The organism is Amycolatopsis roodepoortensis, assembly GCF_024628825.1.
Lineage (GTDB): Bacteria > Actinomycetota > Actinomycetes > Mycobacteriales > Pseudonocardiaceae > Amycolatopsis > Amycolatopsis roodepoortensis.
The window spans coordinates 4,187,039-4,202,020 of sequence record NZ_CP102415.1 but is presented as its reverse complement, the minus strand read 5'-3'; the positions used below and the strand labels follow the sequence as shown (position 1 = coordinate 4,202,020).

The window sequence follows — 14,982 nt, the reverse complement described above, 5'->3', positions numbered from 1 at the left end:
GCATGACCTTCCTCCAGGGCGCCAAGCGGGTCGCCAACCGTCCATTGCAGACTCTGGACAACCTCGGTGACCAGATGTCGTTCTACGGCCGCGCGTTGCTGTGGACGCCGAGGACACTTCGCCGCTACATGAAAGAAGTTCTGCGGCTGCTGGCCGAGGTGAGCTTCGGTTCCGGCTCGCTCGCCGTCATCGGCGGCACGGTCGGCGTGATGGTCGGCCTGACCCTGTTCACCGGTGTCCTCGTCGGTCTTCAGGGTTACTCGGCGCTGAACTCGATCGGCACGTCGGCCTTCACCGGCTTCCTGACCGCGTTCTTCAACACCCGGGAGATCGCCCCGCTGGTCGCCGGGCTCGCGCTTTCGGCGACCGTCGGCGCCGGGTTCACCGCCCAGCTGGGCGCGATGCGGATCTCCGAGGAGATCGACGCGCTCGAGGTCATGGGCGTGCCCAGCCTGCCGTACCTGGTGACCACGCGGATCATCGCCGGTTTCGTCGCGGTCATCCCGCTGTACGTCATCGGCCTGCTGAGTTCGTATCTCGCGTCCCGGTTGGTCGTTATCTACATCTACAACCAGTCAGCGGGTACCTACGACCATTACTTCGACCTGTTCCTACCACCACAGGATGTGTTGTATTCGTTCATCAAGGTGCTGTTGTTCAGCGTCTTGATCATCCTGTCGCATTGTTATTTCGGTTACCGGGCCTCCGGTGGCCCCGCCGGTGTCGGCGTGGCCGTCGGTAAGGCGGTCCGGCTGAGCATCGTCACGGTGTCCATCATGAACTTCTTCATCGGTTTCGCGATCTGGGGAACCGACGTCACGGTGAGGATCGCAGGATGATCGCGACAATCCGGCGCAGGCTGCTCGGCCTGCTTCTGGTCGCCGTGCTCATCGGCGGGGTGGCGCTGAGCATCGCGCTGTACCAACGGGCGTTCACGCCCGTCGTCAGCGTGAAGCTCCAGTCGGGCAACATCGGGAACCAGTTGCTGAAGCAGTCCGACGTGAAGGTCCGCGGGCTCATCGTCGGCTCGGTCAAGGAGATCACCGCGACCCCGGACGGCGCCGAACTCACGCTCGCGCTGAATCCGGAGTCGGCGAAACTGATCCCCCAGAACGTTTCGGCGCGATTCCTGCCGAAGACGTTGTTCGGTGAGCGTTTCGTTTCCCTCGAGATCCCGGACGTGCCTTCGGAGAAGACGATCGCCGAGGGCGACGTGATCACCCAGGACCGCACGTCCGGCGCGGTCGAGCTGGAGCAGGCGTTCGCCCATCTGATGCCGGTCTTGCAGGCCGTGCAGCCGCAGAAGCTGTCGAGCACGCTTTCGGCGATCTCGACCGCGCTCAACGGCCGCGGCGACCAGCTCGGCGACACGCTCGCGCAGCTCGGCACCTACGTCGGGGAACTGAACCCGCACGAGCCCAAGCTCCAGCAGAACCTCAAGGAACTCGCGAAGTTCTCCGACAACCTCAACGCCGTGGCCCCGGACCTGGTGCAGACCTTGGACAACCTGAGCACCACCACCCGCACCGTGGTGGACCAGAAGATGAACCTGGCGAACCTCTACGGCAGCGTCACCCAGGCTTCGGTCGACCTCCAGACCTTCCTGCGGAACAACGCCGACAACCTGATCCGGCTCGCCGACACCGCCCGTCCGACGGCGGAGCTGCTGGCGAAGTACTCGCCGTCGTACCCGTGCGTGATCGGGCAGATGGCGGACAATCTGCCGAAGATCGACAAGGCGCTCGGCAAGGGCACCGACCGGCCCGGTCTGCACGCGACCATTGAGGTCACCGTCAACCGCGGGCCGTATCTGCCCGGCAAGGACGAGCCGCGGTTCGAGGACAAACGCGGCCCGCGCTGCTACGACCTGAAGCAGTTCCCGGACCCGTTCCCGCAGTACCCGCCGGACGGCCCGATCAAGGACGGCAGCACGGTCAAACCGCCGGCGCGCTCGGCGAACGACGGCCTTTCGCCTTCGAACGGTTTCGCGAACGTCGGCGGTTACAACGGCGGGGGAGCGCCCGGCGGTAGCCCGTCGTACAGCGCGTCCGAATCGGACTTCCTCGCGCAGCTGGTCGCCCCGCAGGTCGGCATGGCCGCCTCGGACGTGCCCGGCTGGGGCTCGCTGCTCGTCGGTCCGCTCTATCGCGGGGCGGAGGTGCACGTCAAATGAGGGGTCTGCTCGCACCGCTGATCAAACTCGGCGCCTTCATCGTCGTCACCGTGCTGTTCACGACGATCCTCGGGATCAGCATCGCCAACGTGAACACCACCAGCACCAACGCCTACAAGGCACGGTTCAGCGACGCGACCCTCGTGCTGCCCAACGACGACGTCCGCATCGCCGGCGTCCGGGTCGGACAGGTCAAGGAGGTCCGCATCGTCGACCGGCGCCAGGCCGAGATCGAGTTCGAAGTGGACGCCGGCCGCAAGCTGCCCGCCGGGGTGACCGCGCAGATCAAGTTCCGGAACCTGGTCGGCCAGCGCTACCTCTCGCTCGGGCAGGGCACCGACAGCTCCGGCAAGACGCTGGAGCCGGGCGGGAACATCCCGCTGGAGCGGACCACGCCCGCGCTCGACCTGACGCAGTTGTTCAACGGGTTCAAGCCGCTGTTCACCGCGCTCAACCCGGACGACATCAACAAGCTGTCGTACGAGGTCATCCAGGTCCTGCAGGGCGAGGGCGGCACGGTCGAAAGCCTGTTGAAGCACACCGCGTCGCTGGCCACCACGATCGCCGACAAGGACAAGGTGATCGGCGAGGTCATCGACAACCTGAACTCGGTACTCGACACGGTCAACGCGCACACGCCGCAGCTCAACGACCTGATCGTCAAGCTGCAGCAACTGGTCTCCGGGCTGGCCGCGGACCGCGAGCCGATCGGCGACGCCATCGAATCGCTCGGCACCCTCGCCCAGACGACCTCGGGGCTGCTCGGTGAGGCACGCGAGCCGCTCAAGCAGGACATCGCCGCGCTCGGCACGCTGTCGAAGAACCTCAACGACAGCCAGCCGATCGTCGAGCACTTCATCCAGTTCCTGCCGCAGAAGGTGACGGCGCTGACCCGCACCGCCGACTATGGCTCCTGGGTCAACTTCTTCGCCTGTGAGATGACGGGAGCCGTCGCCCTGCCTCCGCTGATCAACGAGCCGATCAACCTGCCGCTGCTGCCGGTGAACCGGGCGAGGTGCACGGCATGAAGTCGTTCCAGAAACGCAATCCGATCCCGATCGCGCTGGTCGGCATCTCGGTGCTGCTGCTCGGTTTCATCGCCGCACTCAACTCCGACGACCTGCCGGTCATCGGCGGCGGCACGACGTACTCCGCCGACTTCAGCGAGGCTTCGGGCCTGCAGGAGGACAACGACGTCCGCGTCGCCGGGGTGAAGGTCGGCAAGGTCTCCGAGATCAAGCTCGACGGGGACAAGGTCCGGATCTCGTTCAAGGTCAAGGACGCCTGGCTGGGCGACAAGACCAGCGCGGCCATCAAGATCAAGACCGTGCTCGGCCAGAAGTACCTGGCGCTCGACCCGCAGGGACAGCGCACGCTCGATCCGAGCGCGACGATCCCGCGTGAGCGCACGATGTCGCCGTTCGACGTCCTCGACGCCTTCCGCGGGCTTTCGCAGACCGTCGACGACATCGACACGACGCAGCTGGCGAAGAGCTTCGACGTGATCTCGGAGACCTTCGCGGACACACCGGCCGACGTGAAGGGCGCGCTGACCGGCCTCTCCCGGCTTTCGGACACGATCGCCAAGCGTGACTCGCAGCTGTCGAGCCTGCTCGCGAACACGCGGCAGGTCTCGCAGACGCTCGTCGACCGCGACGCCGAGTTCCAGAAGCTCCTGGCCGACGGCAACAAGCTGCTCGGCGAGGTGGCCAAGCGCAAGGACGCGATCTCCGCGCTGCTGGACGGCTCGCGCAACCTCGCCACCCAGCTCAAGGGCCTGGTCGACGACAACGACGCGCAGCTTGACCCGGTGCTCACCCAGCTCGACCAGCTGACCTCGATGCTCCAGCGCAACCAGGACGCCCTCGGCCAGGGCATCGCGCGGTTCGCGCCGTTCATCCGGGTGTTCACGAACACGATCGGCAACGGCCGCTGGTTCGACAACTACATCTGCGGGCTGGTCCTGCCGTCGTTCGGCCCGATCAACGAGAAGGGGTGCTACGACAAATGAGTACCCGTCTCGGAGCCGGCCTCGCGCGCGGCTTCACCATCGCGATCGTGCTCGCGCTGGTCGTCGCCGGCGCGCTGTGGTGGACGCTCAAGGACGCGGGCCGCAATCACGTGACCGCGTATTTCGCCGGCACCGTCGGCCTCTACGAAGGCAACAGTGTCCGGATGCTCGGCGTCGACATGGGCACGGTCACGAAGATCCAGCCGATGGGCAACCAGGTCCGCGTCGAACTCGAGTACGACCGTTCGGTGCCCGTGCCCGCCGACGCGAAGGCGATCATCGTGTCGCCGTCGCTGGTCAGCGACCGCTACGTGCAGCTCGCCCCGGCGTACAAGGGCGGCCCGCGGATCGCCGACGGCGCCGTCATCGGGCTCGACCGCACCGAGGTCCCGCTGGAGGTCGACGAGCTCGCCGCCAGCCTCTCCCGGGTCAGCCAGTCGCTCGGGCCCAACGGCGCCAACAAGAACGGGTCGCTGTCGAACCTGCTCGACACCGCCGCGAAGAACTTCGACGGCAACGGGCAGGCGCTGCACGACACGATCACGAAGCTCGGCCAGGCCGCGGGCACGTTGTCCGGCAACAAGGACGACCTGTTCAAGACCGTCGAGAACCTCGGCTCCTTCTCGCAGACGCTGGTGAACAGCGACAAGCAGGTCCGCGACTTCGAGCGGCAGCTCGCCGACGTCAGCGGCTTCCTCGCAGGGGAGCGGGAGAACCTTTCGGCCACGGTGAAGCAGCTCTCCGACACGCTCACCGCGGTGCAGGCGTTCATCGAGAAGAACCGCGACCGGCTCAAGTCCAATGTGGACAAGCTGGCCAGCGTGACCAAGGTGCTCGTGGACCAGCGCGGCGCGCTCGCCGAGATCCTCGACGTCGCCCCGGTCGGCCTCGGGAACCTGGTGAACACCTACAACGCCTCGTCCGGAACGCTCGACGCGCGGGCCAACCTCAACGAGCTCACCCAGCCGCCGCTGGTGATGGTGTGCAACCTGCTCAAGCAGACCCCGGAGGCGCTCGACGCACTGGGCGACGCGTGCAAGGGGGTCGCCGGACTGGTCGACGGGCTGGTGCCGCTGCCGTCGATCGCGCAGGTGATCCAGTCCTCGCAGGCGGGCCAGCTGCCGCCGCTGCCGCTCCCGATCGCGGGTCAGCTCTACGGAACGGCGGCCAAGTGATGAGCTGCGAAGAAACAGGACTCATGGCGCAGAGCTCAGCTGACGAGCACGGAGTGCCGCGAAAGACACTGAACAAGAAACTCGCCCTCGCGGCTGTCGGAACCGTCGCGGCGCTGACGTTGAGCGGCTGCGGGTTCAACGGGATCTACGACGTCCCGCTGCCCGGTGGCGCCGAACTCGGCGACCACCCGTACACGGTCAAGGTGCAGTTCCGGGACGTGCTCGACCTGACCCCGCAGGCCGGGGTGAAGGTCAACGAGGTCGCCATCGGCCGCGTCGAAGCGATCGGGCTGACCCCGGACGGCTGGAACGCCGAAGTCACCCTCCGGGTCAACGGCGACGTGAAGCTGCCGGCGAACGCCCTCGCCAACGTCAAGCAGTCGAGCCTCCTCGGTGAGAAGTACGTCGAGCTGGCGGCGCCGGCCGACGGACAGGGCAAGCTCGCCGACAACGCGGTGATCCCGCTGGCCCGCACGAACCGCAGCGTCGAGGTCGAAGAACTGCTCGGCGCGCTTTCGCTGCTGCTCAACGGCGGCGGGGTGGAACAGCTCAACACCATCACCAAGGAGCTCAACAACGCCACCCACGGCCGCTCGCCGGAGCTCAAGGCGTTGCTGAACAACACCAACGAGCTGGTCACGAACCTGGACAAGCAGTCCGCGAACATCACGCGCGCGCTCGACGGGCTGAACCGGCTCTCGCTCACCCTGAACGGCCAGAAGGACAAGCTGGTCGGCGCGGTCGACAACCTCGGCCCCGGCCTCGGCGTGCTGGAGCAGCAGCGCGGTCAGCTGGTGACGATGCTGAACGCGCTCAACCACCTCTCCGGTGTCGCCGTCGACACGGTGAACAAGAGCAAGGAAGACCTCGTCGCCGACCTCAAGGCCCTGCAGCCGACGCTGCAGAAGCTCGGCGAGGCGGGCTCGGATCTGCCGAAGGCGCTGGAGATCCTGCTGACCTTCCCGTTCAGCGACGCCGCATACGACGGCGTCAAGGGCGACTACTTCAACCTGTTCGCGAAGATCGACCTGAACCTGAACGAGATCCTCAAGAACCTCGGCCGCAGCCGCGAGAACCCGCTGAAGGACGCCATTCCGGTGCCGGGTCTGACCGGGGGCACCGAGGGGCCGGGCGCGAACCCGCCGCTGCCGATCCCGGACAGTGTCGGCGGGGTCGCCGGCAGCCAGGCGAGCGCGCCGCAGGGCGGCGGACAGCCGCAACAGACCGGACCCGCCGGTATCTTCGGCGTGCTGTCGGGAGGTGCCGGCTGATGCTGGTCCGTAGGACGAAGATCCAGCTGGTCGCGTTCGCGATCATCTCCGTGGTCGCCATCGTGTACGCGCTGATCCGGTTCGCCGGGCTCGGCCAGGTCTTCGGCGACGAGGGCTACACGGTGAAACTGCAGCTCAAGCAGTCGGGCGGCATCTTCCAGAACGCCGAGGTCACGTACCGGGGCTTCAACATCGGCCGCGTCGGCGAGCTGCGCCTGACCAAGACCGGGCTGGAGGCCGACCTCAACATCTCGCCGGACGCCCCGCAGGTGCCCGCCGATCTCGACGCCGTCGTCGCGAACCGGTCGGCGGTCGGCGAACAGTTCGTCGACCTGAAGCCCAAGAGCGAGAAGGGGCCGTTCCTGAACTCGGGTTCGGTCATCCCGGCCGACAGGGTCAAGACGCCCGTGCCCACCGAGCAGCTCATCGGCGACCTCGACAGCCTCGCGGCCTCGGTGCCGACCGACTCGCTGCGCAAGGTCGTCGACGAGTCGTACAACGCCTTCAACGGCACCGGCCCGGATCTGCAGCGGCTGCTCGACACCGCGCGGAGCTTCACCGCGACCGCGCAGGAGTATCTGCCGCAGACCGTCCAGCTGCTGGAAAAGGGCGGGCAGGTCCTCGAAACGCAGAACGACATGGCGAGCTCGATGAAGTCGTTCAGCGCGGACCTCAACAAGCTCTCCGGCACGCTGAAGAACTCCGACGCCGACATCCGGAAGCTGATCGGGATCACCCCGCAGGTGGCGAACCAGATCAGCTCGGTGCTCGCCGAATCCGGGCCGGGGCTGGGCGCGCTGACGGCGAACCTGCTCACGACGTCGAACCTGCTGGTGACCCGGCTCGACGGGCTCGAACAGGGCCTGGTGACGTATCCGATGCTCGCGGCCGGCGCCAACACCGTCGCCAACGACGGCACCGCGCACCTGGGTCTCGCGCTCAACCTGTTCAACCCGCCGTCGTGCACCAAGGGCTACATGGGCCTGGACAAGTACCGCGAAGGCACCGACACGACGCCTCGCGCGCCGAAGGACGACGCGTACTGCGCCGAGCCGAAGGGCAGCCCGATCAACGTGCGCGGTGCGCAGAACGCGCCGTACAACGGGGTCCCGCAGATCCCGTCGGAAGGCGACGTCGCGGCGAACGCCGGCCGCTCGGCCGAGGAACTGGCCAGCCTGCGCGCGGCGCAGGGCATGCCGAGCGTCCTGCAGAGCCCCGGGGTCAGCCTGCCCACCCTCGGCACGCTGCTGGGCCTGCCCGGCTGACGCCGAGACCGTATATCTAACCTGGAGTGTCATGAGTTCTTCCCGATCGCGGACCCTGGTCCTCGGGGCGGCGGCGTTCGCGCTCGCCGCCTTCGTCGCCGCGGCGATCTTCGGTGTCATGTGGGCCGTGGCCGCGTCCGACGACAACGCCGACCTGGCGCGCTCGCGGGACGAGGTGGCCAAGGCGGGCGGCACCGCGATCAAGGCGTACACCGAGGTCGACTTCGAGAAACTCGACGAGTTCTTCGCCAAGCAGAAGGCCGTCTCCGACGACAAGATGAGCCAGCAGCTGGCCCAGCTGGAGCCGACCTACCGCAAGGCGCTCGGCGACGCGAAGACCAAGGTCGTGACCACCATCCAGGACATCGCGGTCGAGGAACTCGACGACCACGAGGGCAAGGCGAGCTTCCTCGCCGCCATCTCCACCCAGGTCACCCAGGGCGACAAGGCGAGCTCGAAGGCGTTGCGCCTGGAGGTCTCGATGACCCGGGTGGGCGATGAGTGGAAGCTGTCCGGGATCGACAACGTGCCCCTCGTCGCGGCCGGTCAGTAAGAGCGTCACCTAGAACGGAGCCACGTAGTGCCCCCCTCCCGTCGCCAGCCCCCTCGCAGCACTCAGCCGGTGCGCCGCCCCCGGGTGGCCGGCCTGCGACGGCCCGGTGCGTCTCCTACTCCCGCTTCTCCGGAAGCCGCTGCCACAGAGGTCTCGGAGGTCTCGAAGGTCGCCGAAACGCCGGCGCCGGTCCGCCGGCCGTCGCCGCGGCCTGCTCCGCGTCCTGCGCCTGAACCGGAGCCTGAGCCTGAGGCTGAGGCCGTTGAGGTTGCTGAGGTCGCTGAGCCTGAGGTGGCCGCTGTCGAGGCTCCTGAAGAGCCCTCGGTCGCCGAAGAGGTCGTCGAGAAGCCGAGCCCGCGTGCGAAGGCCCGTGCGGCCGCCGAAGAGAAGCCGGACGACCTTGAAGAGGCCGAAGCCGAGGTCGCTTCCGACGAGTCTGACTCTTCGGAACCCGAGAAGAAGCCGGGCTCCCGGCAGCTGATCCTGGCGGGCGCGCTGGTCGTCGTCGGACTGCTGCTGGCCGCGACCGCGGTGCTGTTCAAGATCCAGGCCGACGAGGTGTCCAGCTCGACGAACAACACCGCGCTGCTGGACGTCGCGAAGACCGCGCAGGTCAAGGACCAGGTCGCGAAGGCGACCGAGGCGCTGTTCTCGTACGACTACAACAACATCGCGAAGACCGAGTCCGCGGCGGCCGATCTGCTGGTCAACGACGAGGTGCGGGCGAAGTACAACCTGCTGATGGGCGAGGTCAAGCGGCTGGCGCCGCAGCAGAAGATGGTCGTGACGTGCAAGGTCACCCGCAGCGCCGTCATCCGGCTGGAAGGTGACCGGGCCGACGTGATGGTGTTCGTCGACCAGAGCTCGACGCGGGCCGACACGAACAAGACGACCGCCGGGAGCGCGCAGCTGCACTTGAACGCGGAGCTGCAGGGCGACAAGTGGAAGATCACGGCGATGAACACCTACGCCGCCCCGCCCAACCCGGCCGCTTCCTCGGCTCCCGCCTCACCCCCCGCTTCCCCGGCCCCCTCGAAGTGACCCACCCCCGGATCGCGTTTAGCCCGCTAAACGCGATCCGGGCGCCGACCTGCGTTTAGCCTCCTAATCGCGATCCGGTCCGCGACGTGCGCCCTCTCGCGGCTTTCCGGCACTCCCGCCCCCGACCTGCGTTTAGCGGGCTAATCGTGACGCGTCCGCGCGCCGCTCGACCGGAGCTTGAAACTCGCCGTGCGCGCCTTCTTGGCCATCTTCCGGTCCGGATGGCTCGCGCCGACGACGCTCAGAAGTTCGAGCCGGTCCGGATGGCCGGAGGACGTCAGCAGGTCCACGACGTCGAAGCCGTCGTCCATGTCGGCGAGCTGATGGACGAACGCGCCGAGCGCGTTCATCGCCGCGTAGTGGTCGGCCATCCCGAGGGTGACCTCATCGCGAGTGATCGTTTCCCGGTCGACCGCGCCACGTTCGGACAGCCACATCGCGGCGGCCGCGCCGGCCAGACCGCCTTCGGCTCGGATTCCCGCAGCGGTCTCGAGGCCGATCTCCCCGGTTTCGCCGAGCGCGATCAAGGCAAACAGTCGTTCTTCGGGAAGCCGTGCCGTGCGGAGGAACTCACTCGCCTCTGCTGCCGCGTCGGAGGGCGACCGGTGCCGGGTCCAGGCCTTCAGCTCCGCGTCGATGATCTCCGGCGCGGACTCGGCGAGGCGTGGGCTCAGCTCGCCGAGACTCTTCTCCGCCGCCTCGCCGATGACCGGTGCGTCCATTCCGGCCTCGCGGAGCGCCCTGTTGATCGCCCAGACGGCGATCGGGGTGAGGCTGAGGACGTACGGAGAGGGATCGGGTTTCCCGGCGATCTCGGCGATCAGCGCGAGCCCGGCCGGGTCCGCGGTGCGCTTCTCGAGCGCGCCGAGCCGTTCCAACAGGTCCACCGCGACGCTGGTCGCGTACCGCGTCGATTCGTCCGGCGCCTGCCCGAGCTCGATGGCTTCGAAAAGGAGCTCGACCGGCACAGCGACCTGACCCGACCGGTAGAGCGTGAGTGTGATCGTGGCGACCAGTCCGAAGGGCAGAGACTCAGCCTCGCCGATCGTCGAATACAGCCGCTCCCAGAGCCGGAGAGCGTCATCGGCGAGCGTCGCGTTCTCCTCGACGGGCACGTGCTTGCCGTCGACGACGCGGACCAGCCCGGACACGTCCGCCCACCGGGCGATCAGCGGATCGCCGGCGTCCGACCCGGCGACGTAGCCGCGGACCTCGTCGAGGAGGGGGCACCGCTCCGCGGCCTTCCGCAGCTCGGATTCCGGCCGTAAGAGGACCGGGGGCATCTCGGAACCGGCGTCCTGCTCCCACGTTTCGCTCACGCCCCCAGTCTGGCAGCGTCCGCCCGGCGCGCGTCGCGATTAGCCCGCTAAACGCAGGTGCGCCGCCCTGCCTGTGCGCCGCACCAGAAGGCCCACCGGTCACAACGGTCACACGGGCCGAGTTCGTCCGAAGCGCCCCGCCGCGAGCCTGGCCCGACCCGGTGACCGTCCGGGAAGTCCCGCCGGCCGGATCGCGATTAGCCCGCTAAACGCAGGTCGGCGCGCCGGGGCCGTCACCTGCGGGTACCGGGCGGTAACCAGGATGATCGTCCTGTGAAGCACCCCGCCCGGGGCTACTTCCACGCTGCGCCAACCGGCGGGACCACCGCGCGGCATCTTGACTCAGAGCCCCTGTGGGGTCACGCTTACTGGCAACGGTGAGAACCGGCGGTGCCCTTGCGGGAGGGACGGTCCGGGGAGGCCGAGGAGAGGCATACCTGAAGACGTCGCGATGCAGGCTGGGCCCCATCTGGAGCGCCCCCTGGACAGACCGCGGCGTTCGGGCTAGACTGCTTCTTTGCGCTGCCCTCTTTCAGGCTGCCCGGAGCCGGTAGTTAGGATAGTGGGCACACGGCACCCTTGACAGATCGCATCAGCTGTTGCTGACGCGGCTGCTCACCGCTCATTGTCCCCGGAAGGACGCATCTTGGCAGTCTCTCCCGCGAACCAGGCCACTGCTGCGACCACCTCGGCTGTATCTCGCTCGGAGTCCACGGGAATCCCGGGAGCCCCCAAGCGGGTCTCCTTCGCAAAGATTCGCGAGCCGCTCAGCACCCCGAACCTGCTCGACGTGCAGATCAGGTCCTTTGAATGGTTCACCGGCGACGAGGCGTGGTTCGAACGCCGCGTCGAAGAAGGTGAAGAAAACCCGGTCGGTGGCCTGGAAGAGGTCCTCAACGAGATCTCGCCGATCGAAGACTTCTCCGGATCCATGTCGCTGTCCTTCTCCGACCCGCGCTTCGACGAGGTCAAGGCCTCCGTCGAGGAGTGCAAGGACAAGGACATGACGTACGCGGCCCCGCTGTTCGTGACCGCCGAGTTCGTGAACAACAACACCGGCGAGATCAAGAGCCAGACGGTCTTCATGGGCGACTTCCCGGTGATGACCGACAAGGGCACCTTCGTCATCAACGGCACCGAGCGTGTCGTCGTGTCCCAGCTGGTCCGTTCGCCGGGTGTGTACTTCGACACCAGCGTCGACAAGACCACCGACAAGGACGTCTTCAACGTCCGCGTCATCCCGAGCCGGGGTGCCTGGCTGGAGTTCGACGTCGACAAGCGCGACACCGTCGGCGTCCGCATCGACCGCAAGCGCCGCCAGCCGGTCACCGTGCTGCTGAAGGCGCTCGGCTGGACCACCGAGGCGATCCGCGAGCGTTTCTCCTTCTCCGAGACGCTGCTCGCCACCCTCGAGAAGGACCACACCGCCGGCACCGACGAGGCGCTCCTCGACATCTACCGCAAGCTGCGTCCGGGCGAGCCCCCCACGAAGGAGAGCGCGCAGACGCTGCTGGAGAACCTGTTCTTCAAGCCGAAGCGCTACGACCTGGCCAAGGTCGGCCGGTACAAGCTGAACAAGAAGCTCGGCCTGACCACGCCGTACGACACCGGGACGCTGACCGAAGAGGACATCGTCTCGACGATCGAGTACCTGGTCCGCCTGCACGCGGGCGAGGACAAGGCGACCGTCGGGGACCAGGTCATCCCGGTCGAGACCGACGACATCGACCACTTCGGCAACCGTCGTCTCCGCACCGTCGGCGAGCTCATCCAGAACCAGATCCGCGTGGGTCTGTCCCGGATGGAGCGCGTCGTCCGCGAGCGGATGACCACCCAGGACGTCGAGGCGATCACGCCGCAGACCCTGATCAACATCCGTCCCGTCGTGGCGGCGATCAAGGAGTTCTTCGGTACTTCGCAGCTGTCGCAGTTCATGGACCAGAACAACCCGCTGTCGGGGCTGACGCACAAGCGTCGTCTGTCCGCCCTCGGCCCGGGTGGTCTGTCGCGTGAGCGCGCCGGCATGGAGGTCCGTGACGTCCACCCGTCGCACTACGGCCGCATGTGCCCGATCGAGACGCCGGAAGGCCCGAACATCGGCCTGATCGGTTCGCTCTGCTCGTACGCGCGGGTCAACCCGTTCGGTTTCATCGAGACCCCGTACCGCAAGGTCGTCGAGGGTCGCGTCACCGACCAGGTCGACTACCTCACCGCGGACGAGGAAGACCGCTACGTGAAGGCGCAGGCGAACGCGCCGATCTCGGAAGACGGCACCTTCGTCGAAGACCGCGTCCTGGTCCGTAAGAAGGGCGGCGAGGTCGAGCTGATCGACCCGCTGGACGTGGACTACATGGACGTCTCGCCGCGGCAGATGGTCTCGGTCGCGACGGCGATGATCCCGTTCCTCGAGCACGACGACGCGAACCGCGCGCTCATGGGCGCGAACATGCAGCGTCAGGCCGTTCCGCTGCTGCGCAACTCGGCCCCGCTGGTCGGCACCGGCGTGGAGCTGCGTGCCGCGGTGGACGCCGGTGACGTGCTCGTCGCCGAGCAGGCCGGTGTGGTCGAGGAGCTCTCGGCCGACCTGATCACGATCATGCACGACGACGGCACGCGGAAGAGCTACGGACTGTACAAGTTCCGTCGCTCGAACCACGGCACCTGCTTCAACCACCGCCCGATCGTCAACGAGGGCGACCGGGTCGAGCAGGGTCAGGTCATCGCCGACGGCCCGTCCACCGAGAACGGTGAGATGGCGCTCGGCAAGAATCTGCTCGTCGCGGTCATGCCGTGGGAGGGCCACAACTACGAGGACGCGATCATCCTCTCCGAGCGCCTGGTGCAGGACGACGTGCTCACGTCGATCCACATCGAGGAGCACGAGATCGACGCCCGCGACACCAAGCTGGGCGCCGAGGAGATCACCCGGGACATCCCGAACGTCTCCGAGGAGGTCCTCGCCGACCTCGACGAGCGCGGCATCATCCGCATCGGTGCCGAGGTCCGCGACGGCGACATCCTGGTCGGCAAGGTCACGCCCAAGGGTGAGACCGAGCTGACCCCGGAGGAGCGCCTGCTCCGCGCGATCTTCGGCGAGAAGGCCCGCGAGGTCCGCGACACCTCGCTGAAGGTGCCGCACGGCGAGACCGGCAAGGTCATCGGCATCCGCGTGTTCTCCCGCGAGGACGACGACGAGCTGCCCCCGGGCGTCAACGAACTGGTCCGCGTCTACGTGGCCCAGAAGCGGAAGATCCAGCCGGGCGACAAGCTCGCCGGCCGCCACGGGAACAAGGGTGTCATCGGCAAGATCCTCCCCGCCGAGGACATGCCGTTCATGGAGGACGGCACGCCCGTCGACATCATCCTGAACACCCACGGTGTCCCGCGTCGTATGAACATCGGCCAGGTCCTGGAGCTTCACCTGGGCTGGCTGGCGTCGCAGGGGTGGAAGATCGAGGGCAACCCGGAGTGGGCGAAGAACCTCAACGAGGAGCTCTACGACGTCGACCCCGGCACGAACACCGCCACCCCGGTGTTCGACGGCGCGAAGGAAGAGGAGCTCACCGGGCTGCTCGGCGCGACCAAGCCGAACCGCGACGGCGAGCGCATGGTCAAGCAGAACGGCAAGGCCACGCTGCTGGACGGCCGCTCCGGCGAGCCGTTCCCGTACCCGGTCTCCGTCGGCTACATGTACATCCTGAAGCTGCACCACCTGGTCGACGACAAGATCCACGCCCGGTCCACCGGTCCGTACTCGATGATCACGCAGCAGCCGCTGGGTGGTAAGGCGCAGTTCGGTGGCCAGCGGTTCGGCGAGATGGAGTGCTGGGCGATGCAGGCGTACGGCGCCGCATACACCCTGCAGGAGCTCCTGACGATCAAGTCGGACGACGTGGTCGGCCGCGTCAAGGTGTACGAGGCCATCGTCAAGGGGGAGAACATCCCCGAGCCGGGTATCCCCGAGTCGTTCAAGGTGCTCCTGAAGGAGCTCCAGTCGCTCTGCCTCAACGTCGAGGTGCTGTCCAGCGACGGCGCCGCGATCGAGATGCGCGACTCCGACGACGAGGACCTCGAGCGTGCCGCGGCCAACCTCGGCATCAACCTGTCCCGCAACGAGTCGCCCTCGGTGGACGACGTCGTGCACTGACCCGCGATGAGGCGGGAGCCTGCCTCC

11 protein-coding genes are annotated in these 14,982 nt (G+C 67.4%); 10 read left to right on the top strand and 1 reads right to left on the bottom strand.

The genetic code is table 11. The features are described 5' to 3' along the window. Window positions 1–2 precede the first annotated feature (2 nt). The 9 genes from NQK81_RS19670 to NQK81_RS19630 all read left to right on the top strand — a co-directional run bounded on the left by NQK81_RS19670 (window position 3) and on the right by NQK81_RS19630 (window position 9,489). Complete coding sequence (locus tag NQK81_RS19670) at window positions 3–839, top strand: MlaE family ABC transporter permease (protein WP_016331063.1); 837 nt, start codon at window positions 3–5, stop codon at window positions 837–839. Then, the gene (locus tag NQK81_RS19665; RefSeq protein ID WP_126733328.1) at window positions 836–2,173 is read left to right on the top strand and encodes an MCE family protein; all 1,338 of its coding nucleotides are present in this window, start codon (window positions 836–838) and stop codon (window positions 2,171–2,173) included. Before NQK81_RS19670 ends, NQK81_RS19665 begins: the two co-directional genes overlap by 4 nt. Then, window positions 2,170–3,201: an MCE family protein gene (locus NQK81_RS19660; RefSeq protein WP_257489280.1), complete on the top strand. Its 1,032-nt coding sequence runs from the start codon at window positions 2,170–2,172 to the stop codon at window positions 3,199–3,201. The genes NQK81_RS19665 and NQK81_RS19660 overlap by 4 nt, the downstream gene beginning before the upstream one ends. Next, a complete protein-coding gene (locus NQK81_RS19655; protein ID WP_257489279.1) occupies window positions 3,198–4,184 on the top strand; it encodes an MCE family protein in 987 nt (328 codons plus the stop codon). The genes NQK81_RS19660 and NQK81_RS19655 overlap by 4 nt, the downstream gene beginning before the upstream one ends. Then, window positions 4,181–5,359, top strand: a complete 1,179-nt coding sequence (locus NQK81_RS19650; protein WP_257489278.1) for an MCE family protein — start codon at window positions 4,181–4,183, stop codon at window positions 5,357–5,359. Before NQK81_RS19655 ends, NQK81_RS19650 begins: the two co-directional genes overlap by 4 nt. A 23-nt stretch (window positions 5,360–5,382) precedes the next feature. Next, window positions 5,383–6,630, top strand: coding sequence for an MCE family protein (locus tag NQK81_RS19645; protein ID WP_257489277.1), 1,248 nt, complete (start codon window positions 5,383–5,385; stop codon window positions 6,628–6,630). Beyond that, window positions 6,630–7,895 carry an MCE family protein gene (locus tag NQK81_RS19640; RefSeq protein WP_257489276.1) on the top strand — a complete coding sequence of 422 codons (1,266 nt, stop codon included), beginning with the start codon at window positions 6,630–6,632 and terminating at the stop codon, window positions 7,893–7,895. Before NQK81_RS19645 ends, NQK81_RS19640 begins: the two co-directional genes overlap by 1 nt. Before the next feature lie 31 nt (window positions 7,896–7,926). Then, the gene (locus tag NQK81_RS19635) at window positions 7,927–8,448 is read left to right on the top strand and encodes a hypothetical protein (RefSeq protein WP_126733334.1); all 522 of its coding nucleotides are present in this window, start codon (window positions 7,927–7,929) and stop codon (window positions 8,446–8,448) included. A gap of 84 nt (window positions 8,449–8,532) precedes the next feature. Next, window positions 8,533–9,489: a hypothetical protein gene (locus NQK81_RS19630; RefSeq protein ID WP_371878910.1), complete on the top strand. Its 957-nt coding sequence runs from the start codon at window positions 8,533–8,535 to the stop codon at window positions 9,487–9,489. Between the two features lie 140 nt (window positions 9,490–9,629). Here NQK81_RS19630 and NQK81_RS19625 read toward each other — a convergent pair whose 3' ends face one another. Next, window positions 9,630–10,808, bottom strand: a complete 1,179-nt coding sequence (locus NQK81_RS19625) for a hypothetical protein (protein ID WP_257489274.1) — start codon at window positions 10,806–10,808, stop codon at window positions 9,630–9,632. 646 nt (window positions 10,809–11,454) lie between these two features. On the opposite strand from NQK81_RS19625, the gene rpoB reads away from it, so the two are divergent. Beyond that, window positions 11,455–14,955, top strand: a complete 3,501-nt coding sequence (gene rpoB / locus NQK81_RS19620; RefSeq protein ID WP_126733336.1) for a DNA-directed RNA polymerase subunit beta — start codon at window positions 11,455–11,457, stop codon at window positions 14,953–14,955. The last annotated feature ends 27 nt before the right edge of the window (window positions 14,956–14,982 follow it).

Bases quoted from the DNA above. Each gene is read 5' to 3' on its own strand.
- NQK81_RS19645 (WP_257489277.1), top strand. From the start codon at position 5,383: ATGGCGCAGAGCTCAGCTGACGAGCACGGAGTGCCGCGAAAGACACTG.
- NQK81_RS19660 (WP_257489280.1), top strand. From the start codon at position 2,170: ATGAGGGGTCTGCTCGCACCGCTGATCAAACTCGGCGCCTTCATCGTC.
- NQK81_RS19665 (WP_126733328.1), top strand. From the start codon at position 836: ATGATCGCGACAATCCGGCGCAGGCTGCTCGGCCTGCTTCTGGTCGCC.
- NQK81_RS19640 (WP_257489276.1), top strand. From the start codon at position 6,630: ATGCTGGTCCGTAGGACGAAGATCCAGCTGGTCGCGTTCGCGATCATC.
- NQK81_RS19635 (WP_126733334.1), top strand. From the start codon at position 7,927: ATGAGTTCTTCCCGATCGCGGACCCTGGTCCTCGGGGCGGCGGCGTTC.
- NQK81_RS19650 (WP_257489278.1), top strand. From the start codon at position 4,181: ATGAGTACCCGTCTCGGAGCCGGCCTCGCGCGCGGCTTCACCATCGCG.
- NQK81_RS19670 (WP_016331063.1), top strand. From the start codon at position 3: ATGACCTTCCTCCAGGGCGCCAAGCGGGTCGCCAACCGTCCATTGCAG.
- NQK81_RS19655 (WP_257489279.1), top strand. From the start codon at position 3,198: ATGAAGTCGTTCCAGAAACGCAATCCGATCCCGATCGCGCTGGTCGGC.